The sequence below is a fragment of the Massilia sp. BHUDP2 genome, from assembly GCF_046236355.1.
GTDB classification, from domain to species: Bacteria; Pseudomonadota; Gammaproteobacteria; order Burkholderiales; family Burkholderiaceae_D; genus Telluria; species Telluria varians.
Genome location: NZ_JBJUVW010000003.1, coordinates 167,399 through 191,834, shown reverse-complemented (window position 1 = coordinate 191,834; position 24,436 = coordinate 167,399). Strand labels below are relative to the sequence as shown.

The 24,436-nt window shown below is 66.4% G+C and carries 19 protein-coding genes; 9 read left to right on the top strand and 10 right to left on the bottom strand.

What is annotated here, in order from left to right; all coding sequences use genetic code 11:
• The first annotated feature begins 16 nt into the window (after positions 1–16).
• Positions 17–1,213, top strand: a complete 1,197-nt coding sequence (locus ACK6C6_RS17630; RefSeq protein ID WP_409268500.1) for an acetyl-CoA C-acyltransferase — start codon at positions 17–19, stop codon at positions 1,211–1,213.
• Positions 1,214–1,326: 113 nt separating this feature from the next.
• Entirely contained in the window at positions 1,327–2,106 is a 780-nt protein-coding gene (locus ACK6C6_RS17625) for an enoyl-CoA hydratase (RefSeq protein ID WP_409268498.1), read from the top strand.
• Here ACK6C6_RS17625 and ACK6C6_RS17620 read toward each other — a convergent pair.
• From ACK6C6_RS17620 to ACK6C6_RS17605, 4 genes are all read right to left on the bottom strand, one after another.
• Entirely contained in the window at positions 2,103–3,788 is a 1,686-nt protein-coding gene (locus ACK6C6_RS17620; protein ID WP_409268496.1) for a diguanylate cyclase, read from the bottom strand. The two genes, ACK6C6_RS17625 and ACK6C6_RS17620, sit on opposite strands and share 4 nt — an antisense overlap.
• A gap of 39 nt (positions 3,789–3,827) precedes the next feature.
• Positions 3,828–5,468, bottom strand: a complete 1,641-nt coding sequence (locus tag ACK6C6_RS17615) for a response regulator (protein ID WP_409268494.1) — start codon at positions 5,466–5,468, stop codon at positions 3,828–3,830.
• On the bottom strand, positions 5,465–8,356 hold the full coding sequence (locus ACK6C6_RS17610) for a PAS domain S-box protein (RefSeq protein WP_409268492.1): 2,892 nt from the start codon (positions 8,354–8,356) through the stop codon (positions 5,465–5,467). Before ACK6C6_RS17610 ends, ACK6C6_RS17615 begins: the two co-directional genes overlap by 4 nt.
• A 93-nt stretch (positions 8,357–8,449) precedes the next feature.
• Positions 8,450–8,839 carry a response regulator gene (locus ACK6C6_RS17605; RefSeq protein WP_409268490.1) on the bottom strand — a complete coding sequence of 130 codons (390 nt, stop codon included), beginning with the start codon at positions 8,837–8,839 and terminating at the stop codon, positions 8,450–8,452.
• A gap of 384 nt (positions 8,840–9,223) precedes the next feature.
• On the opposite strand from ACK6C6_RS17605, the gene ACK6C6_RS17600 reads away from it, so the two are divergent.
• Together ACK6C6_RS17600 and ACK6C6_RS17595 are read left to right on the top strand one after the other, a co-directional pair.
• Positions 9,224–9,856: a response regulator gene (locus tag ACK6C6_RS17600; RefSeq protein ID WP_409268488.1), complete on the top strand. Its 633-nt coding sequence runs from the start codon at positions 9,224–9,226 to the stop codon at positions 9,854–9,856.
• A gap of 141 nt (positions 9,857–9,997) precedes the next feature.
• Entirely contained in the window at positions 9,998–11,617 is a 1,620-nt protein-coding gene (locus tag ACK6C6_RS17595; RefSeq protein WP_409268486.1) for a response regulator, read from the top strand.
• Here ACK6C6_RS17595 and ACK6C6_RS17590 read toward each other — a convergent pair.
• The 3 genes from ACK6C6_RS17590 to ACK6C6_RS17580 form a co-directional block, all read right to left on the bottom strand.
• Positions 11,614–12,669, bottom strand: coding sequence for a porin (locus tag ACK6C6_RS17590; protein ID WP_409268484.1), 1,056 nt, complete (start codon positions 12,667–12,669; stop codon positions 11,614–11,616). The two genes, ACK6C6_RS17595 and ACK6C6_RS17590, sit on opposite strands and share 4 nt — an antisense overlap.
• A 10-nt stretch (positions 12,670–12,679) precedes the next feature.
• Complete coding sequence (locus tag ACK6C6_RS17585; protein WP_409268480.1) at positions 12,680–13,381, bottom strand: MarC family protein; 702 nt, start codon at positions 13,379–13,381, stop codon at positions 12,680–12,682.
• A gap of 94 nt (positions 13,382–13,475) precedes the next feature.
• A complete protein-coding gene (locus tag ACK6C6_RS17580; protein ID WP_409268479.1) occupies positions 13,476–15,827 on the bottom strand; it encodes a beta-galactosidase in 2,352 nt (783 codons plus the stop codon).
• Positions 15,828–16,032: 205 nt separating this feature from the next.
• Here ACK6C6_RS17580 and ACK6C6_RS17575 point away from each other — a divergent pair, with 205 nt between their 5' ends.
• The 5 genes from ACK6C6_RS17575 to ACK6C6_RS17555 all read left to right on the top strand — a co-directional run bounded on the left by ACK6C6_RS17575 (position 16,033) and on the right by ACK6C6_RS17555 (position 21,430).
• Positions 16,033–17,295 carry a BNR repeat-containing protein gene (locus ACK6C6_RS17575; protein WP_409268478.1) on the top strand — a complete coding sequence of 421 codons (1,263 nt, stop codon included), beginning with the start codon at positions 16,033–16,035 and terminating at the stop codon, positions 17,293–17,295.
• Between the two features lie 5 nt (positions 17,296–17,300).
• Positions 17,301–18,443: a glycoside hydrolase family 88 protein gene (locus tag ACK6C6_RS17570; RefSeq protein ID WP_409268476.1), complete on the top strand. Its 1,143-nt coding sequence runs from the start codon at positions 17,301–17,303 to the stop codon at positions 18,441–18,443.
• A gap of 12 nt (positions 18,444–18,455) precedes the next feature.
• Positions 18,456–19,697 (top strand): DUF2264 domain-containing protein, encoded by a 1,242-nt coding sequence (locus ACK6C6_RS17565; RefSeq protein WP_409268475.1) that lies wholly within the window; start codon positions 18,456–18,458, stop codon positions 19,695–19,697.
• Between the two features lie 132 nt (positions 19,698–19,829).
• Positions 19,830–20,984: an MFS transporter gene (locus ACK6C6_RS17560; RefSeq protein ID WP_409268474.1), complete on the top strand. Its 1,155-nt coding sequence runs from the start codon at positions 19,830–19,832 to the stop codon at positions 20,982–20,984.
• Between the two features lie 44 nt (positions 20,985–21,028).
• Complete coding sequence (locus ACK6C6_RS17555; protein WP_409268473.1) at positions 21,029–21,430, top strand: OsmC family protein; 402 nt, start codon at positions 21,029–21,031, stop codon at positions 21,428–21,430.
• An 80-nt stretch (positions 21,431–21,510) separates the two neighbouring features.
• Here the strand turns inward: ACK6C6_RS17555 and ACK6C6_RS17550 are convergent, their stop codons facing one another.
• The 3 genes from ACK6C6_RS17550 to ACK6C6_RS17540 are packed head-to-tail and all read right to left on the bottom strand — an operon-like array spanning position 21,511 to position 24,423.
• Positions 21,511–21,822: a helix-turn-helix transcriptional regulator gene (locus ACK6C6_RS17550; RefSeq protein WP_036208649.1), complete on the bottom strand. Its 312-nt coding sequence runs from the start codon at positions 21,820–21,822 to the stop codon at positions 21,511–21,513.
• A gap of 54 nt (positions 21,823–21,876) precedes the next feature.
• Positions 21,877–23,082, bottom strand: coding sequence for an MFS transporter (locus ACK6C6_RS17545; protein WP_409268472.1), 1,206 nt, complete (start codon positions 23,080–23,082; stop codon positions 21,877–21,879).
• A gap of 27 nt (positions 23,083–23,109) precedes the next feature.
• Positions 23,110–24,423 (bottom strand): NAD(P)-binding domain-containing protein, encoded by a 1,314-nt coding sequence (locus ACK6C6_RS17540; protein ID WP_409268471.1) that lies wholly within the window; start codon positions 24,421–24,423, stop codon positions 23,110–23,112.
• Positions 24,424–24,436 lie beyond the last annotated feature (13 nt).

The window sequence follows — 24,436 nt, the reverse complement described above, 5'->3', positions numbered from 1 at the left end:
AACAGGACGACAAATCATGAGCAAACAACTTCAAGACGCATACATCGTCGCAGCGACCCGTACCCCGATCGGCAAGGCGCCGCGCGGCTTCTTCAACAAGACCCGCCCGGACGACCTCCTGGTGCACGCCATTCGCGGCGCCATGGCCGCCGTGCCGAACCTGGACCCGGCGCTGATCGTCGACGCCATCGTCGGCTGCTCGTTCCCGGAAGCGGAGCAGGGCTTCAACGTGGCGCGTAACGCGGTAGTGCTGGCAGGCCTGCCGAACACCGTGGGCGGCGTCACCGTCAACCGCTACTGCGCCTCGGGCATCACCGCCCTGGCCATGGCGGCGGACCGCATCCGCGTGGGCGAAGCCGACGTGATGATCGCCGGCGGCGTCGAATCGATGTCGATGGTCCCGATGATGGGCCATCACCCTTCGATTAACATGGAAACGTTCAAGGACGAGAACGTGGGCCTGGCCTACGGCATGGGCCTGACCGCCGAGAAGGTGGCCGAGCAGTGGAAGGTGTCGCGCGAAGACCAGGATGCCTTCGGCCTGGAATCGCACCGCCGCGCCATCGCCGCCCAGCAGGCCGGCCTGTTCAAGGACGAGATCACCCCGGTGGAAATCGTCACCCGCACGCCGAACCTGAAGACCGGCGAGATCGATGTCAAGCGCCGCACCGTCGACCTGGACGAGGGCCCGCGCGCTGACGCCTCGATGGAATCGATGGCCAAGCTCAAGCCCGTGTTCGCCGCCAAGGGCAGCGTGACCGCCGCGACCTCTTCGCAGATGTCGGACGGCGCCGGTGCGCTGATCGTCGTCAGCGAGAAGATCCTGAAGGAGCACAACCTGACTCCGCTGGCCAAGTTCTCGTCGTTTGCCGTGCGCGGCGTGCCGCCGGAGATCATGGGCATCGGCCCGAAGGTCGCGATTCCGGCAGCGCTGGCCGCAGCCGGCATCAGCCAGGACCAGCTAGACTGGATCGAGCTGAACGAAGCGTTTGCAGCGCAGGCACTGGCCGTGATCCGCGACCTGGGCCTGGACACCAGCAAGGTCAACCCGATGGGCGGCGCGATCGCCCTGGGCCACCCGCTGGGCGCCACCGGCGCGATCCGCGCCGCGACCGTCGTGCACGCACTGCGCCGCAACAAGCTGAAGTACGGCATGGTGACGATGTGCGTCGGCGCCGGCATGGGCGCAGCCGGTATCATCGAGCGCGTTTAATCATCAAGTAAGCAATGACCGCGTGGGCGGGAGAACCGTTTGCCCTTCGTAGGGTGGGCGGGTCTCCCGCCCACGCGTCCAACCAGCCCAAGAATATCCGGAGACCCTGAAACATGGACATGCTGATCAACAAGGCCAACGGCCTCCTGACCATCGAATTCAACCGCCTCGAGCGCAAGAACGCGATCACCGCCACGATGTACCAGGCTATGGCCGACGCGCTGCTGGACGCGGAAAGCGACACCGCCGTGCGCGCCATCCTCATCGCCGGCAAGCCCGAGATCTTCACCGCCGGTAACGACCTCGACGACTTCATGAAGAACTCGGCCCCGGTGCCGGGTGTGCCGGCCGAAAGCCGCCCGGTCTTCCAGTTCATGCGCGCGCTGCACGGCTCGACCAAGCCGGTGATCGCGGCCGTGGCCGGCGCCGCCATCGGCATCGGCACCACCATGCTGATGCATTGCGACCTGGTGTACGCCGCCGACAATGCCAAGTTCTCGGTCCCGTTCACCCAGCTCGGCCTGTGCCCTGAATTCGGCTCCTCGCTGCTGCTGCCGCAACTGGCGGGCTACCCGCGCGCCGCCGAGAAGCTGCTGCTGGGCGAAGCCTTCGGCGCCCAGGAAGCGTTCGAGATGGGCCTGATCACGCGCGTGCTGCCGGCTCTAGAGTTGCGCGCCTTCGCCGAACAGCAGGCCGCCAAGCTGGTGGCGCTGCCGGCCGCCTCGATCCGCACGACGAAAGCCTTGATGAAGCGTCCGCGCATCGAAAGCATCGAAGCCGCCATCGCCGCCGAGAACGAGCGCTTCGCCGCCATGCTGCTGGCGCCGGAAGCGAAGGAAGCGTTTACCGCTTTCTTCGAGAAGCGCAAGCCGGATTTCAGCAAGTTCGACTAAGCAGTCTGGCGCAAGGCTGTGCTTTCCTGGGCGGCAATCGACACACGGTTGCGCCCCAGGCGCTTTGCCTCGTAAAGCTGGCAGTCGGCTTGTTCCACGAGCGCTTCCGGCGCTGGCAGGGAGTCAGCGTCGACGCGGGCAGTGCAGACGCCGAGGCTGACCGTTACCACGCCTGCGGGACTACCGGCGTGTTCGATGTCGAGGGCGCAGACTGACGAGCGGATGCGTTCCGCCACCTGGAACGCCCCGTGTCCACTGGTCTCCGGCAGCAGAACGATAAACTCTTCGCCACCGTAGCGTGCTGGAAAATCGCTCGGGCGGTCCAGGCTGACAGGCAGGACGGCGGCAATCTGTTGCAGGCAATTGTCGCCAGCGACATGACCGTAATGGTCGTTGTACTTCTTGAAGTAGTCGACATCGAGCATGATGAGCGAGAGCGGCTTGCCGGAACGCGCCGCCCGCGCGATCTCCCGTTGCAGGGCCTCCTCGAAATGACGGCGGTTCGATATGCCGGTCAGCCCGTCGCGCTCCGCAAGTTCCGTCAGCGCGGCGTTGCGCTCCTGGAGGCGTTCGCGCGCGCTCAGCAGTTCTTTCTCGAGTTCGTCGCGGATGCGGATCTGCCGCACCAGGCGCGTTCCTACCAGGGCGAGCATGAGCACGACCACGCCGATCCCGCCGAACAGCTGCCCAGCCGAGGAGCGCCATCCCGAGAGGATGTCGTCCTTCGACACGCCGACGATTACCAACAGCGGATAGCTGTCCATGCGGCGGTAGCTGTACAGGCGGACAATGCCGTCGAGCTGAGCCGGCAGGGTCGCGTTGCCAACCGGACCGGTGCGCTTGTATTCCTGGTAGACCAGCCCGCCGGCGATGCTCTTGCCGATCAGCGTGTCCTCGAATGGCCGCCGGTAGGCGAGCGTGCCGTCGTCACGCGCCAGCACGATGGTCCCTTGTTTTCCAATGTCGAAACTTGCATACAATTTGGCGAAATACGCGATCCGGATGGTGGCAACGACCACGCCGGCGAAGCGCCCGTCGGGACGATTGATTCGGCGCGACACCGGCAGGACCCAGACTCCCGTCGAGCGGCTCAGGATGGGCAGCCCGACATGGGCGCTGCGCTGTGGACTGGCCTTGTGAAAGCGGAAATACTCGCGATCGGCATTGTTACCCTGCATGGCGTGATCGAGGGAATTGACGACCCAGTTGCCGTCGGCGTCATAGACGAGCACGCCATGCACTTCCTTGGCCTCGGCGACGACGTCGCGCAAATATTTCCCGAGACGTTCGCCGGGTGGACCCGACCAGCCCTCGCGCTCGACCTGTGTCACGACGCTGGCGAGCACGGTGTCCGTGACCCGGATCGCCGTTTCTCCCTGGGCCGACAGCGCGTGGGCCATGTTGGCGGTGGCGACTTCCGCCTCGCGCAGGCGCAGGTCGCGCCCGCGCCAGGTTTCCACCGCCTGCAAGCCGATGATCAGGAGGCTGACACCGGCAATGAGCAGTGCCGCAAAGCGTGCTGCGGGCTTGCGTGCGGCGCGCAGCAGCGAGATGTGGGGATCTGCGATATCGGAACGTGACATGGCGCACCTCTGCGGATGCAGCCAGCATAACACGGTGATTTGATGTCGCTCAGAAACGTCAAATAAAAAAGCCGACTGTTGTACGCTGATGACGATCAAACACAGGTCTTCAAGGCAGGCAGCCAGTGTGCCAGGGTGTCAGCGGTAAGCCAGCCTGCGCCGGATGGCCACCATGCTTCCGCGGCCGCGCCTTCCGTAGACGTGAATGCTGGCGCGGATGCTGGCGGCCCGCTCGCGCATGCCCTTCAGGCCCAGTGACGCCGCGTGATGCAGGCGTTCCCTCGGGATGCCGCTGCCGTTGTCGCATATCCTGACCAGCAGGGATGCGTTGCGCATCGCGACCTGGATGATGATCCGGGTCGCGCCGGCGTGGCGCAAGACGTTGGTCAGCGCTTCCTGGCACATGCGCAGCAGTTCCCCTGCCACGAAGGGCGGCTGCTCGACATAATTGGCCGGGTCGTGCAGCACGCTGCATGCGATGCCGGTGCGGCGCTGCAGGTCCTCTGCCTGCCAGCGCAGCGCCGCCACCAATCCCCCTTCCTCGAGTTCGGGCGGCCGCAGCAGCGCCGCGATGTCCTGCACCGCGGCTATCGCCAGGTCAACGCTCGACAGCACCGCCTGCAGCTCTTCCAGGATGACGGGTGCAGCCGGCAGCCTGTCCGGTTGTGAAACACGGTGCTGCAGCAGGCGCAGGTCGATCTTTGCCGCCGTCAGGATCTGGCCGAGCTGGTCGTGCACCTCGCGCGCCAGCATGCGCCGCTCGTCGTCGCGCACCCGCTGGACGGTGTCGAGCAGGGTGCGCAGTTCCTGTTGCGACTGCCGCAGGCGCAGCAGCTCGCCCTGGCGCCACACCGCATCGCGCCGCAGCCGCACCAGGCGGACGTTGGCCTCGATCCTGGCTACCAGGTCTTTCGAACTGAAAGGCTTGACCACGAAATCGTCGGCGCCTTCGCCAAGGGCCGCGACCCGCGCCGCTTCGTCGGCCTGGCCGGACAGCATGATGACGGGGACGGTGCTGAGCAATTCGTTCCTGCGCATCATGCGCAGCAAGCCGATGCCGTCCATGTCGGGCATCACCTTGTCGATCAGGATCACGTCGGGCTGGATCGCGGTGGCGAGCTTGAAACCTTCGCGCGCGTTGTGCGCCGCGTGGAAGGCGAAGCCGGCCCGTTCCAGGATGCGCCTGACATGGGCAACCAGCAGCGCCTCGTCATCGACGAGCAATACCCGTGTCTTGCCTGCCTCGGGGCCGGACTGGCCCTGGCTCGGCGCCGTGTCGCGCAGCAGCGCCTGGGACAGCTTGTGCACGGCCAGCTCGAGCAGCGCCGCAAGCGAAGCGACATGCTCGGTATTGCGGAGCATGAACAAGGCCAGACCGCGCGGATCCCTGGAACCGCCGCCGCCAAATGGGACTGCCGCCAGGGCACAGGGGCGCGCGCCGATCCAGGCCGGGCGGTCCGGCCCGATCTCGATGATGCGCGCTTCTCCGCCCTGGATGGCCGGCTCGCCCAAGGCCGCGCCGCAGAGCTGCGTCACGTCGCCGGCGCGTGCTGGCGGCGGCTGGGCGCATCCGGCGTGCAGCAGCAAGTCCAGGTCTTGGCCGTCGGTGACCCGGTAGATCGCGAGGGCCTCCAGCTCGTCACGCAAGGACGCCAGCATGTGATTGCCCAGCGCGGAAAGCGCGTTCGGGACCGCCAGGTGCTCGACAAGGCTGGCGAAGGCCAGCATCCTGCGGGCCGCGGCGTCACGTTCGCGCTTGCCGTCCGCCGGCGAGCTCATGGCGCTTTCCCCACGCCGTCAAGCACCTCCGACAAGACCTGCGCCAGGACGGTCTTTCCATAGGGCTTGTTCAGGAAGCGGATGTCCGGCCCCAGCTCGTCCTGGTGCCGCATGGCCTCGAAGGTGTAGCCGGAGCTCAGCAGGATACGCAATCCCGGCCGCATCGCGCGTGCGCGCCGGACAAGCTCGATGCCGGACATGCCGGGCATGACGACATCCGTGAACAGCAGGTCGAAGCGCTGGCCGCCGGCCAGCCGCGCCAGCGCTTCCTCGGCCCTGGAAGCCTGCGTCACCTCGCAGCCGAGCTCGCGCAACAGGGCATGGATATGGGCGCGCACGATCGGATCGTCCTCGACCAGCAAGACGGCGCATCCGCACGGCGGCCGTGCGGAGGCGCCGGCTTCGGGCGTGGGATGGGTCTCGGGTTCGGCGTGCGCGCGCGGCAGATAGAGCTTGACCTGCGTGCCGCGTCCCGGCTCCGAGTAGATCGTCACGTCGCCGTTCGACTGCTTGGCGAAGCCATAGACCATGCTCAAACCGAGCCCGCTTCCGGACGCTTCGTCCTTGGTGGTGAAGAAGGGTTCGAACACATGGTCCATCACGTCATGGGCGATGCCATGGCCATTGTCCGCGACCGCGATCACGACGTATTCGCCGGCCGGCAGCGGCTTGTTCAACTCGTTGTTCCGTTCCTCGATCTCGACCAGCAGGAGCTGGATGATCAGTTTCCCGCCTTCCGGCATGGCATCGCGCGCATTGAGGCAAAGATTCACGATGGCGGCTTCGAGCTGGGCGCGGTCGGCGTACACGCACCAGCGGTGCCCCATGTCCAGCAACTGGAGCTCGATGTTCTCGGGCAGGCTGCGCGCGATCAGGGGACGGATCGAGGCGATGGTTTCGCCGACCGCGAATATCTGCGGTGTCAGCGGCTGCCTGCGCCCGAACGCCAGCAGGCGGCGTGTCAGTTCCGCCCCGCGCTCGCCGGCCAGCTGGATCATGTGGGCGATGTCGCGCAGGTCGGGCTGCGCCTCGAGGGCGTCCATCAGCTCCTCGGCGCTGCCGAGGATGACGGTCAGCCAGTTGTTGAAGTCGTGTGCCATGCCGCCGGTCAGCCGGCCGAGCGACTCGAGCTTCTGGATCTGCAGCAGGCGCTGCTCCAGCGCGACCTGCTCGCTCAGGTCGGTCACCACGGACAGGATCGCGCGCGGCGTCCCGTCCTCGCGGCGCACCAGGATCCAGTGCACGTGGACCACGAACTTGCGGCCGTCCGCCGCCGAGTGCACCATGCGGCCGGAATAGTCGCCGTGCCGCATCAAGACCTGCATCGCATGCTGGAAGTCGGATGGCGCGCACTGGGCATACAGGGTCTCGCTCACTGCGCGTCCGATGACCTCGTCGCTGCTCCAGCCGTAGCGCGCGGCCGCGGCCTGGTTCCAGTACAGCACCCGGTTGTCGAGGTCGCGCACCAGGATGGCGTCGGTCGCGTAGTCGAGCATTTCGGCCTGCATGCGCAGGCGCGCCTCCTGGCGCTTTTGCTCGGTCAGGTCGGCGATGCTGCCGACCATCCGCTGCGGCTTGCCCTGCTCGTCGATGACCATGAAGCAGCGATGCAGCACATGGCGCTCGACGTTTCCCGGCAGGCGCAGCCGGTATTCGGCGGCCCAGTTCTCGCGCCCGGCCGTTACGCCCGAGCGCAGGCTCGCGCCGACCCGCTCGCGATCCTCGGGGTGGATGCAGGCCTCCCAGTCCGCCAGGCGGGTGGAGCGCGCCAGCACGCTGCCGAGCGGTTCGAGCGCACTGCGGCTGCACCACAGGGCATCGTCGGCCATGTTCCAGTCCCAGACCACGTCGTTGGTGGCGCGTGTGACATAACGCAGCCGCTGCTCGCTCAGGGCCAGCGAATCGGCCATGCGCTTGAGCTCGTACGAGCGCAGCACGATCTCCGCTTCCAGCCGGGTGGTCTTGGCCCGGGAGCCATCGGGATCCGACGGCCTGTGCGCCAGCACGTAATCGGTGATGTCCTCGACACGGTGGATGATGAACATGACGCGTCCATCGGCATCGAGGACGGGAGAGTTGACCGGGCTCCAATAGCGTACTTCGAAGCCGCCTCCCGGCCGGCGGATCGGGTAGCGCTGTACTGCCATGACGTCGAGCACGCGGGTTTGCCTGACACGCTGCAGCGAAGCATTCAGTGCGGCGACAGGGCTGTCGTCGTCGTCGGGATCGTCGGGGAACACGTCGAACAGGGCGCAACCGACGATCTGCTCGCGCGTGACCATGGTCGCCTCGAGATAGGCATTGCTTGCCGCGACAATGCGGAAGCTGTCGGGAGCCAGCACCAGATAGAGCCCCGGAGCGGACTCGAACAGCAGGCGGAACTGCTCCTGCGCCTGCGCGGCCTCGTCGGGTAGGGCCATGGCGCCGGCAGCGGAATCGAATCCGAACATGGCGTCGTCGCCGCTTGTCCCGCCGGCGCGGGCCGATACGCCGTCCACGAACAGGTCGGCGATCGGGTCCAGCCCGTCTTCGCTGGCAGGATCGCGTGGGCTTGCGCCGGCAACGGCCAGGACGAAGCTGGCCAGTTCCGTTCCGTGCCGGAAGCTGCGCCGGACCGCCCGGTAGCTGCGCAGGCCGGTACGCTCGGTCAGTTCGCGGCAGGCGGGGGGCAGGGGGCTGGTGCGCAGGTCCGGCAGCGTGTAATCGTCGGCGTCGACCTGGGCTTCGAGCGCTTCGAGCGCGGCGTGGACAGCCGGGTTGTCCCCTGTACAAAAGCGTTGTGGAGCCTTGCCGTCAGGCAGGTATAGGCTGAGCATCGCCCAGTCGTTCCCGGACGTGGTCAGCGCCAGCCCTGCGGCTTTCTCCATCCTGGCTGCGTCGTTCGACATGCTCGTTCGTCTTCCTGGACGCTTTGCGTAAATGTCACTAATAATTTCACGATAGCACAAGGCTTGGAGCATGCACGTTACGACAGGCTGCGCTCATGCGCGCAGCGCGGCCAGGATGTCGACGAGCGCGTCGACCCGCATCGGTTTGGTGAAGTGGTAGTCCATGCCCGCCTCGACAATGCAGCAAGGGATGTCGCCACCGCTCCATGCCGTCAGCGCGACAATGCAGGCATGCGGCCCCCAGGATTGTTCGCGCATGCGGCGCGCCGCTTCGCAACCGTCCATGCCCGGCATGTCGAAGTCGAGGATGACGAGCTGGGGGCGAAGCGCTTCGCCAAGGGCGAGCGCCTCGCTGCCCGAATAGGCAACCTGTACGGTGCAATCGAAGACCGACAGCAGGGTCGCCAGGATATCGGCGGCGTCCACGTTGTCGTCGACGACGAGGACGCGGGGCGTCGGCTCATGCAGGAGCAGTTGGTCCAAGATGGTGTCCTGCTGGCGAGAGCATGGAATGAAACCGTGCAGCTTACCGGGACAAGGGCTGACGGCGAAGTCGAACAGATTGCGACTGCCGTGTCGTGAACACTGCCTTCGTTGGCGGCGGAAACAGGGGACTGGGCGGGAAATCGTCCAGGATTGCGGCAAGGTTCTTGCGGATCGGTACGCCGATGCGTCGTCATCGACAGCGTGTCGTATGGATTGCGTCACGATGTCACTACCTTGCTCATCGCGCCGCGCAGGCGGAATCCTTATCATCGCAATCTTTACAGTACGGGCGTCCGGCACAGGATTCGAATCAGGCAGCATGACAATTTCATTTTTGATAACATCGTCGCACATGATATTTTCCTTACCTGGCGATCATCAATGATCAGAGTTGTCATCGCAGACGATCATCAGTTGGTGCGCGAAGGCGTCAAGAAGGTGTTGTCGGTCGACCCGGACATCGTGCTCGTGGGGGAGGCTGCGGACCTGGCGTCGACGCTGGCCGTGCTCGAAAGCACGGAAACCGACCTGCTGCTGCTCGACCTCACCCTCAGCCCCATCCACGAGCTGGATGCGTTGCGGACGGTCGTCGCGCGCTTTCCCGGCGTCCGGGTACTGGTGCTGAGTTCGCACAGCGAGGAACGTTTCGGCATTGCCGTCCTCAAGCTGGGCGCCGCAGGCTATATCCCGAAATCGCTGACCGTCGACGTGGTGCTGAAGGCCATTCATCGCGTCCATGCCGGCGGGAGCTACCTGAGTGACAAGCTGGCGGACATGCTTGTCCATGAAGTGTCTTCTTCCCAGCCCCGCCACGCCCACGAGCGCCTCACCGATCGCGAGCTGCAGGTCTTGCGCTTGCTGGCATTGGGGCATCCGGTCAAGCAGGTGGCGGCCAAACTCGACATCAGCATCAGCTCGGTCAATACCTACCGCAGCCGCATCTTCACAAAGCTCCTGATCAGGAGCAATGCCGAACTGATACGTTACGCAATCCATCACGGCCTTGTCAGCTGAGCCTGCCGACGACGCCTGTCGCACCAGCTGCCACATCCGTGTCAATATTTTCGCAGTGATAAATAAAAGGTCGAAGCGTTAAAATCGACGATGCTCCATTTTGCAATTAGCCTTTTCCCTACCCATCTGCCGGCTGTTGCGATGACCGAACGCATACTCCAAGCACCTTCCATCCTCCTGATCGACGACGAATCCTTTTCCCGGGACATCATTTCTCATGGCTTGGAGGCATGTGGGCCGCATAAATTCCAATTCACGCAAGCGCCGGCAATGGCTGTCGAGCTCGCCAAGGAGATGGCCGCCACGGTGGTACTGGTCGACATGCGCATGCCGGAAATGGATGGCTTCGAAGTCACGCGCCGTCTTTGCGCGGACAAGGAGACGGCGCATGTTGCCGTGATTGTCTTGTCGTCGGAAGACAACCCGGACATGAAAGCCCAGGCCTTCGAGGCCGGCGCCAGCGACTATCTGGTCAAGTGGCCGGATCCACGCGAGCTGGTCGCACGTGTGCGCTACCACAGCAATGCCTGCATTGCCCGGCGCCAGCTCGATGCTGCGTATACGTCGCTATGTCGCAGTCAGGAGGAACTGGCGGCAAGCCAGTCGGCCTTGCTTCAGTCACAAAAAATGGAAGCCATTGGCCAATTGACCGGCGGCGTGGCCCATGATTTCAATAATGTCTTGCAGATCATTGGCGGCAATCTGCAGTTGCTAAAACTGAGCAATGGCGTCAATGAACCTGGTCTGACCCGTGTGGAAGCAGCAATGTCAGGCGTAAAACGTGGAGCAGAGCTGGCCTCGCACTTGCTGGCTTTCGCGCGCCGCCAGCCGCTTCAGGCAGTCGCCACGAATCCCGAACATCTGCTGCTTGAGATGGGTGTCATGATGCGGAGGATGTTTGGATTGAGTCCAAATGTCATGACAGAAGTCTCCCATGGGCTGGGGAATATCATGGTAGATCCGAACCAGCTGCATAATGTCTTGCTGAACCTGTCCATCAACGCCCGCGATGCCATGGCTGGCCGCGGCACCTTGCGCATCCGGGCCGCCAATATCGGTCCGGAGGACAGCTTGCCTCCCGACGTGGCAGCCGGCTCCTGGGTGATGATCGAGGTTGCCGATAACGGCGCGGGCATGACGCCGCAAGTGATGGCGCGTGTCTTCGAGCCGTTTTTTACGACAAAACCGCCCGGGCAGGGCACTGGCCTGGGTTTGTCGATGGCCTACGGTTTCGTCAAGCAGTCGGGTGGAGAGATTGTTTTATCCAGCGTACTGGGAGAAGGGACGAGCGTCAGGATCTACCTGCCGCGGACCGATGTCGAGCCGATCATCCAGGAAGTGCCGGTGGCGACGCGACTGGAGGGCGGCCCGGAAACCATCCTGGTGGTCGAAGACGAGGAGAATGTACGCAAATCCACGTGCAGCAGTTTGTCGATACTGGGTTACCAGGTATTGCAGGCTTCCAGCGCTGCCGGAGCGCTGGAGATTATCAACAGCGGTCAGGATATCGACCTGGTGTTCACCGACGTGATCATGCCCGGGCCGGTGAGCAGCCTGCAATTGGGCGAGGCCGTGCGCACACGTCTGCCCCACGCACGGATCTTGTATACATCGGGCTATGCCGAAGGCGTGCTCACCCATGAAGGCAGGCTGGATGCAAACGTCAATCTCTTGCCGAAACCCTATGACTTGAACGCACTCAGCGCGCGCATCCGCCACCTTCTCAGGCATGAGAAGGATGCGCACATGGAGCACACTTAAAAATCGTAGCGGATGCCGACAGCAATGGCTTGGCCGCCACTGATGCCGGCATCGAAATCGTCCAGGCCTCCCCGGCGTGGCGTAAGGACGGCGGTAGTGCCCTCACGGTAGTACTCGGCGAAGAACTTGAGATCGTCGCGGAGCTGATGGTCGACACCGATATGAACGATGTTGTCGCCATAGTTTTCCACTCTTGCGAGCATCAGCTTGACGGCCGTCTTGCCCATGGCATAGCTGCCGAAGAGGTTGATGGCCTTGTTGCCGTCGCTGGAAAAGCTGCCGGGCTGACGATTTCCCGAATCGAATCGCTCGAACTTGGCTGCCAGGTAAAGCTTGCCGGCCTGATGGCTGAGGGACAGCCCATACAAGCGGTTGCGCCCGTAACCGGCGTCGCCCCGGTCATCGATGCCTGCGGCAAGGCGGGTGTCGCCGACGGTATAGGTGGCGGCAAGCTGCCGGCGCGGCGCATCGATGCGCGAAGTCGAGCGCGCGTTGCCGCTGCTGCCGGTATACCCCGCGCTGAATGCGAATCCCGCGACTTCCGGCGTCGAATAGGCGAGTGTCTGGGCGACGCGAAAGACGGTATAGGTCGCAAAGCCGCTGTAATAGGTGCTGAACATGTCCACCGGCGCCGCGACCGCATTGTAGTAAGGCATCCACTGCTGGCCGTAGGCGATCGTGCCGAATCTGCTGCGCAAGCCGAGCTGGGCGAGCCTGATCCGCTCCCCGTGGGGACGCTGGGCATCGCCCTGGTCGTAGGGATCGCGCATCCTGAAGTTGGCCGAATCGACGGGCAGTTCCAGTTGACCGGTCAACGCCAGTTCGGCGCCCAGCGGATGGTCGAGCTTGATGCCCACCCGCGAGTAGGCATCCCTGACGCCCGCATAACTGTCCAGGCGATCGTTGCGATCCGGGCTGACCGCTTCGACCTGGGTACGCAGCGATGCGTAAAAGTTGATAGCGGTAGCATCCTGGGCCGCGCCCTCGGTCCAGGCCAGGCAGCCCGCCAGTCCAAGTGCCAGGCTTCCCGGTAAAAAACGTGGTGTCGACATAGGTTCTCTCCTAGGCTGCAACAAGATGGGGCGGCAGGCTCATGACCTCGAGCAGCAGCTCGCTGACGCCATCCCACACGATCTGGACGCCAAGGCACAGCAGGATGAAGGCGGTCAGGCGCAGGAACACGGCGGTGCCGGCTTCGCCGATCAGGCGCAGGAAGTGTTCACCATAGCGGAAGGCGAGATACAGCAGCACGCCGATGAGCGCCAGCGCCAGCAGCGCCCCGCCCATGCGCGCCAGCGACAGCACCATCTGGACATCGTGCAGGGAAACGCCCACGGTGATGGCGACCGAGATCGAGGCCGGACCGCAGCTGATGGGGAAGGTCAGCGGATAGAAGGCCTGGCGGTGCGCATGGTCGGGTGTGTAGGCCTCGGCCAGGGCGGCGCGGCTGTCGGGCGTGGACGGCGTCGCCCCCAGCAGGCGCCAGGCCACCGAGGCGAGCAGCAGGCCGCCGCCGATGCGGACGATGGGCAGCGAGATGCCGAAGAAGTCGAGTACATAGGAACCGATCAGCATCGATCCCGTCATCAGCCAGAACATGTTGCGCGCGATACGGCGCGCCAGCAAGGTGCGGGTGGCAGCCGATGCGCCATCGGTCATGCTGAGGAAAATCGGCGCTGTTGCTGCCGGATTCAGGATCGGCAGCATGGTTGCCAGCACAAATAGAAAGCCCTTGGTTGCTGCCAGCAATAATTCGATTGTCATGACAATTTCTGCGAGTTACGACAAACCGCATCGCAACAAAGTCCAATACGCGAGTATAGGACGAAGGCAAAAATCGTGACGCCCCGCTGCCGGCTTACATCTGCTGCACCAGTCGGTCGCCGACGTACACGCGGTAGCGCCGGATCCGGCCCGTCACCGTGTCCGGCCCCTGGCGCGGTGTGTAGCGCAGCCCTGCGATATCGACAGACGTGCCAAGATCGATGATCAGTCGCGCCGGTCCCGCCGCGGGAAGTCCCTTGCTGTACGCCGTGTGCCAGTAGTCGCTCGCCTGGCCGTTGATGGCGTTCAGCGCACTACCGTCTTCCCTGTGCGCTTCTTCGCTGCTGGCGTAGGCGATAGTCCAGGTGCTCTGGTTCATGGGCTTGCCGTCCAGGCCGAGCAGGGCCAGTTCGGCGACGGCCGCATGCGGCTTGCCGTCGAAGGTATCGACCACTTCCAGGCACAGCTGGCGTCCGCGCGCCGGCTGTTCGAACCTGGCTTCCTGGATGGCGGGGCCGCCGGCGAACTGCCCGGCATGCACCGGCGTCAAGCCCGCCAGGCGCGGACGCGCCGTGCTGGCCGGACGCGCCAGGTCGCGCTCGGGATGCAGTTCGTCGAGGATCGGCGTGGTGCGCCCTTCGATGCGGCTGGCGCGCGGTCCGGTGAGGTCGAGCACCACGATGTCGTTGCGGCCGGCCTCCATCCAGGGACCGGGCAGGTACATGGTCTGGGTCGGGCCGATGCTCCAGTAGCGGCCCAGGCAGCGGCCGTTGATCCAGACGATGCCCTGGCCCCAGCTCGACATGTCGAGGAAGGTGTCGGCCTGCTCCTTCAAATCGAAGCTGCCGCGCCAGAACGCCGGGCCGGCAACGCGCTTGGCCTGCCAGCGAAGCGGCGGCAGCTCGCCGTCGTCGCCGAAGTCGATGGCGCGGATTTCCCAGCCGCTCAGTTCCTGGGCGGCGCCGTCCTCGGTGCGCAGCAGCATCGGGCCCTGCAGCCCCTTGCGGTCGTGGACCTCGACGCCGAAATTCACGCGCGCGATCGTGTACAGCAGGATCTCGACCCGGGTGGGCTGGGTGCGCGCCGGCAGGTCGACGCCGAAGCGGCGGTGGCGCGTGTCCATCGTGCCGACCAGGCGTCCGCCGGCGTAGACCCAGGCCAGGTCGCGCGCGTTCGCGGCTTCCAGCCTGGCCGCCGACCCGGGCGGCAGCACGATGCTGTAGGCGACCAGGCCGCGGCTGATGTCGTACTGTTCGATGTTGCGCGGCGACGCGTCCCGGATCACCGCTGCCGGCAGGTTCGCGAACACGGGCGCGGTCTCCTTCAGCGCAAACGCGGGGATCGCCATCACGGGAAGGTGTGCCGGCGCCTCTGGCAGGGTTTCGCCGGGCTCCAGGTGCCTGCCCAGGCATTCGCGGTAGGTACGGAATTTCTCGCCCAGCCATCCCGCCTCGCTGATCGGGGCATCGTAGTCGTAGCTGGTCGTGTCGGGACGGAAGGGGCGGTCGCAGCCGCCCCACAGGCCGAAGGTGGTGCCGCCGTGCGCCATGTACAGGCTGAACGAGCCGTTCGCCTTCAGCATGGCGTCGATGTCGCGGATGGCGCGCGCATTGTCGCCGCGCTTGTGCGGCGTGCCCCAGGTGTCGAACCAGCCGGAATAGTACTCGCCGCACATCAGGGGCCCTTGCTGCACAGCGGCCAGGGCCTTGAAACCCCGTTCCGGGTCGTTGCCGAAGTTGGCCACCGAGAGCAGTTCCGGGATGTGGGTCTTGGCCACCGTATTGGTCGGATTGCACTGGAACAGCGGGACATCGAAGCGCGCATCGAGCAAGGCCTGGCGCATGACCCGCATGTAGTCGCGGTCGTCGCCGAAGAAGCCATATTCGTTCTCGACCTGCACCATCAGGATCGGGCCGCCCTGGCTCACCTGCATCGGCGCCAGCACCCGGCCGACTTCCTTCAGCCAGCGCCGCGCCGGCTCCACGAAGGCCGGGGCGCGACTGCGGAGAAAAGCGTCGCCCGGGTGCTTCAGCAGCCACCAGGGCAGGCCGCCCATTTCCCACTCGGCGCAGGCGTAAGGGCCGGGACGCAGGATCACCCACAGGCCTTCCGCCTGCGCCATGCGGCAGAATTCGGCGGCATCGCGCTGCCCGTCCCAGCGGTAGCGGCCTTCGCGCCATTCATGGTAGTTCCAGAACAGGTAGGCACAAACCGTATTCAGGCCCATCGCCTTGATCGCTTTTAGCCGGTGCCCCCAGTATTCACGCGGGACCCGGGCGAAATGCATCTCGCCGCAGCGGATCTGCAGCGGTTTCCCGTCCAGCAGGAAATCCTTGTCGCCGATGGCGAAGCGGGGCGATGCGGCAGTGGCACTCGGCACGTTCAGTGCCAGGGCGGTGCCGGCGGCGGCGCCCAGAAAAGTGCGGCGCGATGGATGAAGGGGCATGGCGGGTCCTGGTCGAAGGCTGGTGCCCTTCATGGTAGTGGAACGCGGCGTGCCGGAGCGCGGTGCGGCCACAATACTCATCAGCTTGATTCCGGCCACGCAGATTTGCAGTGTAAGGTAGCCGGATTCACGTGGAGAGATGATGAGAATCCTGCCGATCGGCGTAGCGCTTGCCTGTTCCGTCCTGCTGTGCGCATGCGCAGGCTTGAGGCAACAGCAGGACGTGCGCGTCGTCGAGGTGGCGGACGGCTGGGCGGCCAATTCGGTCAATGCCGTGGTGTTTCGCAAAAACTCGCTCGTCACCCATGCGGGCAGCCAGTACATCGCCTTCTACGACGCCGCGGCCAGGCTGGTGCTGGGCAAGCGCCGCCTGGGCGAGCTTGCGTGGCAGCTGGCGCCCACCCAGTACCTGGGCAAGGCCAGCGACGCCCACAACAGCATCAGCATCATGGTCGACGGCGCCGGCTTCCTGCACGTGGCCTGGGACCACCACAACGGTCCCTTGCGCTACGCGCGCGGCACGGCCCCCGGCGCCTTGAGCCTCGGCCCCCAGCAGGCGATGACCGGGCGCGACGAGAAGTCCGTGTCCTACCCGGAGTTCTACCGCATGCCGGACGGCGGCCTGCTGTTCCTCTACCGCGACGGCGGTTCCGGCCGCGGCAACCTGGTGATCAACCGCTACGATCCGCACAGCCAGTCCTGGCAGCGCCTGCAGGACAATCTCCTGAGCGGGGAAGGGCGGCGCAACGCCTACTGGCAGGCTTTTGTCGACAGGGTGGGGACGCTGCACCTGTCCTGGGTATGGCGCGAGTCGCCCGACGTCGCCAGCAACCATGACCTGGCCTATGCCCGTTCGCGCGACGGCGGCGTGACCTGGGAGCGCAGCAAGGGCGAGCCCTACCAGTTGCCGATCACGGCAGGCACGGCGGAAGTGGCGGCGCATATCCCGCAACGGAGCGAATTGATCAACCAGACTGCCATGGCGGCCGACCGCGACGGTCATCCGGTCATCGCCAGCTACTGGCGCGACGCCGGCAGCGCCGTTCCGCAATACCGCGTGGTGCGTCACGATGGCCAGGGCTGGCAGTCGCAGGACCTGGCCTTCCGGCGGACGGCATTCTCGCTGTCCGGCCTGGGGACCAAGGCGATCCCGATCTCGCGTCCGCAGATCCTGGTCGGCAGCAGCGGTGCGGCCTGGCTCGTGTTCCGCGATGCGGAGCGCGGCCACAAGGTGTCCGTGGCCTGCACGCCCGACTTGCGCGGTGGCCGCTGGCAGGTGAGCGAGCTGCTCGAGCGCGCCATGGGGGCCTGGGAGCCGAGCTTCGACACCGAGTTGTGGCGCGACGCCGGCCAGCTCAACCTCTACCTGCAAACCGTCCACCAGCTGGACGCCGAAGGCGTCCTGGCGAGCGGCCCGACCAGGGTCGGCGTCCTCGAATGGACGCCGGTCTGCCCACCCACACCATGAACGACATGAATACAAAAAAATACTTCACCGGCATGCTGGTTGCGCTGGGCCTGGTTCTGGGCGGCTGTGCGACTACGCCGACATCCGACACCGGCGTCAAGCGCGGCGAGGTGCTCGCCATCATCGACAAGGTCAACACCCATTGGCAGGCGAAGACGCCGGCGAAGCAGTGGGCCTTCTGGGACGTGGCGGCCTACCATACCGGCAATATCGAAGCCTATCGCGTGACCGGCAAGGAGCGCTATCGCCGCTATTCCGAGGAGTGGGCCGAGCACAATGCCTGGATGGGGGCGAAGTCGCCGGACAAGGCCAGGTGGAAGTACAACTATGGCGAAACCGATGAATACGTCCTGTTCGGCGACTGGCAGATCGCGTTCCAGACCTATGCGGACCTGTACCAGCTGGACAAGGACCCCCGCAAGATCGCGCGCGCCCGCGAGGTGATGGAATACCAGATGAGCACCCCCAACAAGGATTACTGGTGGTGGGCGGACGGCCTGTACATGGTGATGCCGGTCATGACCAAGCTGTACAAGATCACCGGCAATCCCCAGTACCTCGAGAAGCTGCACGAGTACTACAGCTATGCCAACAGCATCATGTACGACCCGCAGGAGCAGCTGTACTACCGCGACGCCAAGTACGTCTACCCGAAGCACAAGAGCGCCAGCGGCAAGAAGGATTTCTGGGCGCGCGGCGACGGCTGGGTGTTCGCGGGACTGGCCAAGGTGCTGGCCGAACTGCCGGCAAGCGATCCGCATCGCGCCGAGTATGTGGAGCGCTTCCAGGCGATGGCGAGGGCCGTGGCGCGCAGCCAGCAGCCGGAGGGGTACTGGACCCGCAGCATGCTCGACCCGGCCCACGCGCCCGGACCGGAGACCAGCGGCACCGCCTTCTTCACCTACGGAATGCTATGGGGGATCAATCAGGGTTTGCTGGCGCGCGACGCCTACCTGCCGGTCGCGCAGCGCGGCTGGCACTACCTGAGCACCGTCGCCCTGCAAGCGGACGGCAAGGTCGGCTACGTCCAGCCGATCGGCGAGCGCGCGATCCCGGGACAGGTGGTGAACCAGGACTCGACCACGCCTTTCGGCGTGGGGGCCTTCCTCCTGGCCGCCGCGGAGATGGCGCGCCTGGCCGACCGATAAGCAGAGGCGAACATGGAACGACGACACTTCATGCGGGCGCTGGCTGCCGCACCGGCCCTGGGCGCGGCGGCAGTGGCACCGGCGGCGCCGGCCGGCGACGAACGCGCCTACCTGCTGCGCCTGCTGCAGCGGATGGCCGAGCCGGTGCTGACGCTCATGGCGAAGGGCGAGCTGAAAAAGACCTTCCCGCTCGAGCTGAGCCCGACCTGGGACGGGCGCGACCGCGCGGTGGCCTACCTCGAGTGTTTCGGCCGGCTGATGGCGGGCATCGCGCCCTGGCTGGCCTTGCCGGCGGACGCGACACCGGAAGGGAGCCTGCGCCGGCGCCTGCAGGGGATGGCGCTGCAAAGCTATGCCAACGCGGTCGATCCGCGCAGCCCGGACTACCTGAAGTGGAAGGGAGAGGGCCAGGCGCTGGTCGATTCCGCCTATTTCACCAATGCCCTGCTGCGCGCGCCCAAGGTCTTGTGGGAGCCGCTCGACGCCGCGACCAGGGCGCGCATCGTCGCCGAAATCAAGGGCCTGCGCCGCGTCGAGCCGCCGAACACCAACTGGCTGCTGTTCGCCGCGATGAACGAAGCCTGGCTGTTGTCGATCGGGGAAGAGTACGACCCGATGCGCATGAACGGGGCGATCCGCAAGATCAACGAGTGGTACGTGGGCGACGGCTGGATCAAGGACGGCAAGGACTTCCACTTCGATTACTACAACTCCTACGTGATGTATCCGATGCTGCTGGAGGTGCTCGACGTGCTGGCCGCGAAGAAGGCTCCCTTCTGGCAGGCCAAGCCGCAGGAACTGCTGTCCCAGGCGACCAGGCGCGCGCAGCGCTATTGCGAGCACCTGGAGCGCTTCGTCGGCCCGGACGGCAGCTTCCCGCCGATCGGCCGCTCGCTCACCTACCGCACCGCGGCCTTCCAGCCGCTGGCGCTGCTGGCCTGGCGCAAGCAGCTGCCGGCTTCGCTCCCGGAAGGGCAGGTGCGCGCCGCGCTGCATGCGGTGCACGGGGCCATCTGGGATGCGCCGGGCAACTTCACGGACGACGGTTTTCTCACCATCGGCTTTCGCGGCCACCAGCCCGAACTGGGGGACTGGTACTCGAACAACGGCAGCATGTACATCGCTTCCAGCAGCCTGCTGGCGCTGGGGCTGCCCGCCGGCGACAGCTTCTGGACCGCGCCAGGGCAGGACTGGACCCAGAAGAAGGCTTTCGGCGGCCGCGGCTTTCCGAAGGACTATCCGGTGAACTACTAAACCCATGGTGGGTAGCGCGGCGGCCGGCGACGCATTCCGGCAGAGCGTAGTACACTGGCAAGGCTTTCCACCGTGCTTTCCTCCATGTCCACATCATCTTCACCAGCATCCGCCGCGCCGCCGGCAGTCGTGATGCAGATCCTGTTTTCGGTCGCCTTTGTCCACCTGCTGAACGACTGCGTGCAGGCGGTCCTGCCCGCCATCTACCCGCTGCTCAAGGACGAATTCGCGCTCAGCTTCACCCAGATCGGCCTGATCACGCTGACCTTCCAGTGCACTGCCTCGCTGCTGCAGCCCTGGATCGGCCTGTACACCGACCGGCGCCCGATTCCCTTCCTGCTGCCGGCCGGGATGTGCGTCACGCTGGGCGGCGTCGCCCTGCTGGCGACGGCCGGCAGCTTCGCCATGCTGCTGCTGGCGGCCGGCCTGATCGGCATCGGCTCTTCGACCTTCCACCCGGAAGCCTCGCGCGTGGCGCGGCTGGCCTCGGGCGGGCGCTTCGGTTTCGCGCAGTCGCTGTTCCAGGTGGGCGGGAATCTCGGGTCGGCGTTCGGCCCGCTACTGGCCGCCGCCATCATCGTGGGGCAGGGCCAGGGCAGGATCGCCTGGCTGATGCTGCTGGTGCTGCTGGCGGTCGCGGTGCTGGTCGGCGTCAGCCGCTGGTACGCGGGTCACCTGCGCACCGTCACGCGCAGGCTGGCCGTCCATGCGGGACCGGGCCTGTCGCGCGGACGGGTCATCTGGGCATTGACCGTGCTGGCGCTGCTGGTGTTCTCCAAGTACATCTACATGGCCAGCCTGTCGAGCTACTACACCTTCTACCTGATCGAGCGCTTCCACGTCTCGGTGGAGGCGGCGCAGATGTACCTGTTCCTGTTCCTCGCGGCGGTGGCGGCAGGCACCTTCGCGGGCGGCCCGATCGGCGACCGCATCGGCCGCAAGCGCGTGATCTGGTTCTCGATCCTGGGCGCCGCGCCCTTCGCGCTGGCGCTGCCCTATGCGAGCCTGTTCTGGACCGCCGTGCTGTCGGTGGTGATCGGGCTGGTGATGTCGTCCGCCTTCTCGGCCATCGTGGTGTTCGCGCAGGAGCTGGTGCCGGACAAGGTGGGCATGATCGCCGGCCTGTTCTTCGGCCTGATGTTCGGCATCAGCGGCATCGGCGCCGCCGTCATGGGCGCGGTCGCCGACACCACCGGCATCGAGTACGTGTACCGGATCGCTTCCTTCCTGCCGCTGCTGGGCATCCTGGCCGTGTTCCTGCCGCGCATGCCGTCGCAGCGGACCTAGATGCGCTAGCATTGCCTTGCCCCTTCCGGGCAATGGAGGATGCGATGCGTATTACCGCACTGGTCGACAATTCGCCCGCGGCCCATCGGGCCGAGGTGGACACCGACGGAAGCCGCCAGGCGCTGGCGGTGCCGCCCAGGGCGTCCGGCCCCGGTTCCGGCGTGAACGGCGGCGAGTTCCTGATGCTGGCATTGGCGACCTGTTATTGCAACGACTTGTACCGCGAAGCGCGGCGCCTCGGCATCCCGATCGACGGCGTGCAGGTCGAGGCCAGCGCAGAATTCCCCGGCATCGGACTGGCCGCCACCGATATCCGCTACCGCGCCACGGTGCGCTCGGCGGCGCCGGCGCAGGACATCTCCCGCCTGCTGGCCGAGACCGACGCGGTGGCCGAGGTGCACAACACCCTGCGGGCCGGATGCGCGGTCGCGTTCGAGCATCCATAGCCGGTAAAGCGGGCGCGAGTCCCGGCGCAAGGTTCTTCAGCAAGCTGGCGTCGCGCCTGCGGAATTGACGCGCGGGCGCGTCACAGCGCGCCGATCATCGCCTTCAGCTGGGCCAGCCGTTCCGGGCGTACGCAATAGCAGACCCGCTGCACGTCGGACGAGCCTTCGATCAGGCCGGCTTCCTTCAGGATCGAGACGTGCTTCGAAATGGTGGAGGCGGCGAGCGGCAGCACGTCGGCCAGGCTGCCGAAGTAGCAGTCGCCATGCTTGATCAGGTGCCGCAGCAGCTGCAGGCGCGCGGGGTGGCCGATCGCCTTGCATAGCGCGGCAAGGTCGTCGGTGTCGATGGCGGCCGCAGGCAAGGCAGCCGGGGCGCAGCAGGAACTGGTCATGGATGCTTTCGATCTGGTGTTGGACGACGAGGATAGGAAGCGCTTGCCGCGCCGTCAAGCCTGTGCGGTATCCGGCACGTCCGCCGCGCGCACCGGCTTGACGGCCGACAGGTAAAGCAGCAGCGAGGCCAGCGCACAGCCGAACAGCGCCAGCGGCAGGACCACTTGGCCGGCGGCGCCTGACAGGATGGCGGCACCGATCAGGGGACCGGCCGCTTTCGACAGCAGCGAGGGCGCAGCCAGTGCGCCGGTGATGGCGCCGTAGTGGCGGGGACCGAACAGCGCGCGCGGCAGGGTGCCGCGGATGATCGTCAGCACTCCGTTGCTCATCCCGTACAGCACGCAGAACAGCGCTACCGCCCAGGCCCGCGTGCCCAGCAGCGCCAGGGCCAGCAGGCCGAAGGGCAGGGTGGCGAACACGAAGCGCCCCACTACCTGCGGCGCCCGGTCGCGCGCCAGCGTGCGCTCGCCGATGCGGCCGGCCACCTGCATCGGTCCTACCAGGGCGGCCAGCAGCACGGCGGTGCTCGCGCTGTGGCCGAGCACGCGCAGCAGCGGGATCAGGTGCGCCGCCAGCGCCGAAAAGATGAACACGTTGGCCGAGAAGGCCAGCGCCAATTTCCAGAACACCGGATGGCGGATGGCTTCGGCCAGCGTGTGGCTGTCGCGCGGCGCATCGGCGTACACGGGAGGGCGCGGTGCATCGCGCCCCAGCCACAGGTGCAGGGGCAGGCATGCCGCCAGCTGCAGCACCGCGTACAGCAGGAAGGTGTCGCGCCAGCCCAGCCGTGCGTCGATGGCCAGGGTCAGCGGCCAGAAGATGGTGCTGGCGAAACCGGCGAACAAGGTCAATGTCGAGATGGCGCGCGGCGCCCCGGCCTCGATCTTGCGGTTGATGGTGGCGAAGGCCGCTTCATACAGGGTCAGGGCCATCGCGAGTCCGATCAGGGTCCAGGCGCCGAAATAGGAGGCGGGCGTGGCACAGCTCGCCAGCCAGGCCAGGCCGAGCGCGCTGGCGAGCGAGCCGGCCGCCATCACGTAGCGTCCGCCGTGGCGGTCGACCAGCGCGCCGACCGGCGCCGCCGCCACGCCTGCCACCAGCAGGCTCCACGAGAAGGCGGCAAAGGCGGTCTCGGCACCGATGCCGAGTTCGCGCTGGATGGCCGGCGCCAGGACGGCGAAGGCGTAGTACAGCGATCCCCACGATGCGATCTGGGTGAAGGCGAGGATGCCGATGGTCTTGCGTGCGGGCGACAACATGATCTCCTGGAGCGATGGCGCGGACGTTCAGCAGCAGGTGGCGTTCGCAGCCTTCACTGTACAGCAGCTCGACGCCGGCTGCTGGTAGACCCTGCGGGTATTGCAGACACCCGTTTCCGGCAAATCGAGCTGGACGTCGTCGGCGCCGGCGAGGTCGCCGGCGAGCGCCGCCACCACCGAGCGCACCTGCTCGTAGCCGGTGGCCAGCAGGAAGTTGGGCGCGCGGCCGTAGCTCTTGGCGCCGACCGCGTAGTAACCGGTCTCGGGATGGGCCAGTTCGCGGTGGCCGTGCGGGCGTACGCTGCCGCAGCTGTGCTCGTTGGGGTCGATCAGCGGGGCCAGCGCATCGGTGCTCTCCAACCACGGATCGTGGCGCGTGCGCAGCTCGCGCGTCATGTCCAGGTCGGGCCGCGCGCCGGTGGCGCAGACGATTTCGTCGATGCCGCCGATGCTGTTGCCGTCCGCATCGAGGGCGGTGATGCGGCCGTGCGCTTCCTGCAGCGCATGGATCGGGAAGGACTGGCGCATCTCGAGTTGTCCGGAGTCGCGCAGCGCCTGCAGGCGCTGCCCCAGCTGGCCGCGCGCGGGCAGGCCGTCCGCATCGCCACCGCCGAACACGCGCGCCAGCTGGCTGCCGCGCGTCGCCCAGACCAGTTGCGTGTCCCGATGCTCGGCGGCGAGCTGCGCCAGCGCCAGCAGGGTGCCGGCGGCGGAGTGGCCGGCGCCGACCACCAGCACCCGTTTGTTTGCATAGCGCGCACGCTGGGCGCCCAGCACGTCCGGCATGCCGTAGGCGATGCGCGCCGCCAGCGCCGCTTCGCCGATCGCGGGGATGCCGTTGGCGCCGAGGAGATTCGGCTGCGACCAGGTGCCGGTGGCGTCGATCACCGCACGGGCGAGGTAGTCGCGCGGGCCGTCCGGCGTCTCGGCGCGGACCAGGAAGGGCGATTCGGCGCGGCCGCGGGTCTTCACCTTGTCGGCATCGACGCGGGTGATGGCGCTGACGCGGTGGCGCAGGTGCAGCACGTCGGCGATCGCGGGCAGGGCCGCCAGGGGCGCGAGGTAGCCGTCAAGCAGCTCGCCGGCGCTCGGCAGCGCGTCCGGATCGGGCATGGTCCAGCCGGTGCCCTCGAGCAGGCGGCGCGCCGCCTTGTCGACGTTGTACCGCCAGGGCGAGAACAGCCGCACGTGGCGGAAGCTGTCGAGGTTGGCGCCGACGGCGCCGCCGGCCTCCAGCAGCAGGGGCGTCAGGCCAGATGCGCGCAGGTGCGCGGCGGCGGCAAGTCCGACGGGGCCGGCGCCCAGGACGGCGACGGGCAGGGTGGCATCGATCTGGTTCATGGTTGTTCTCCGG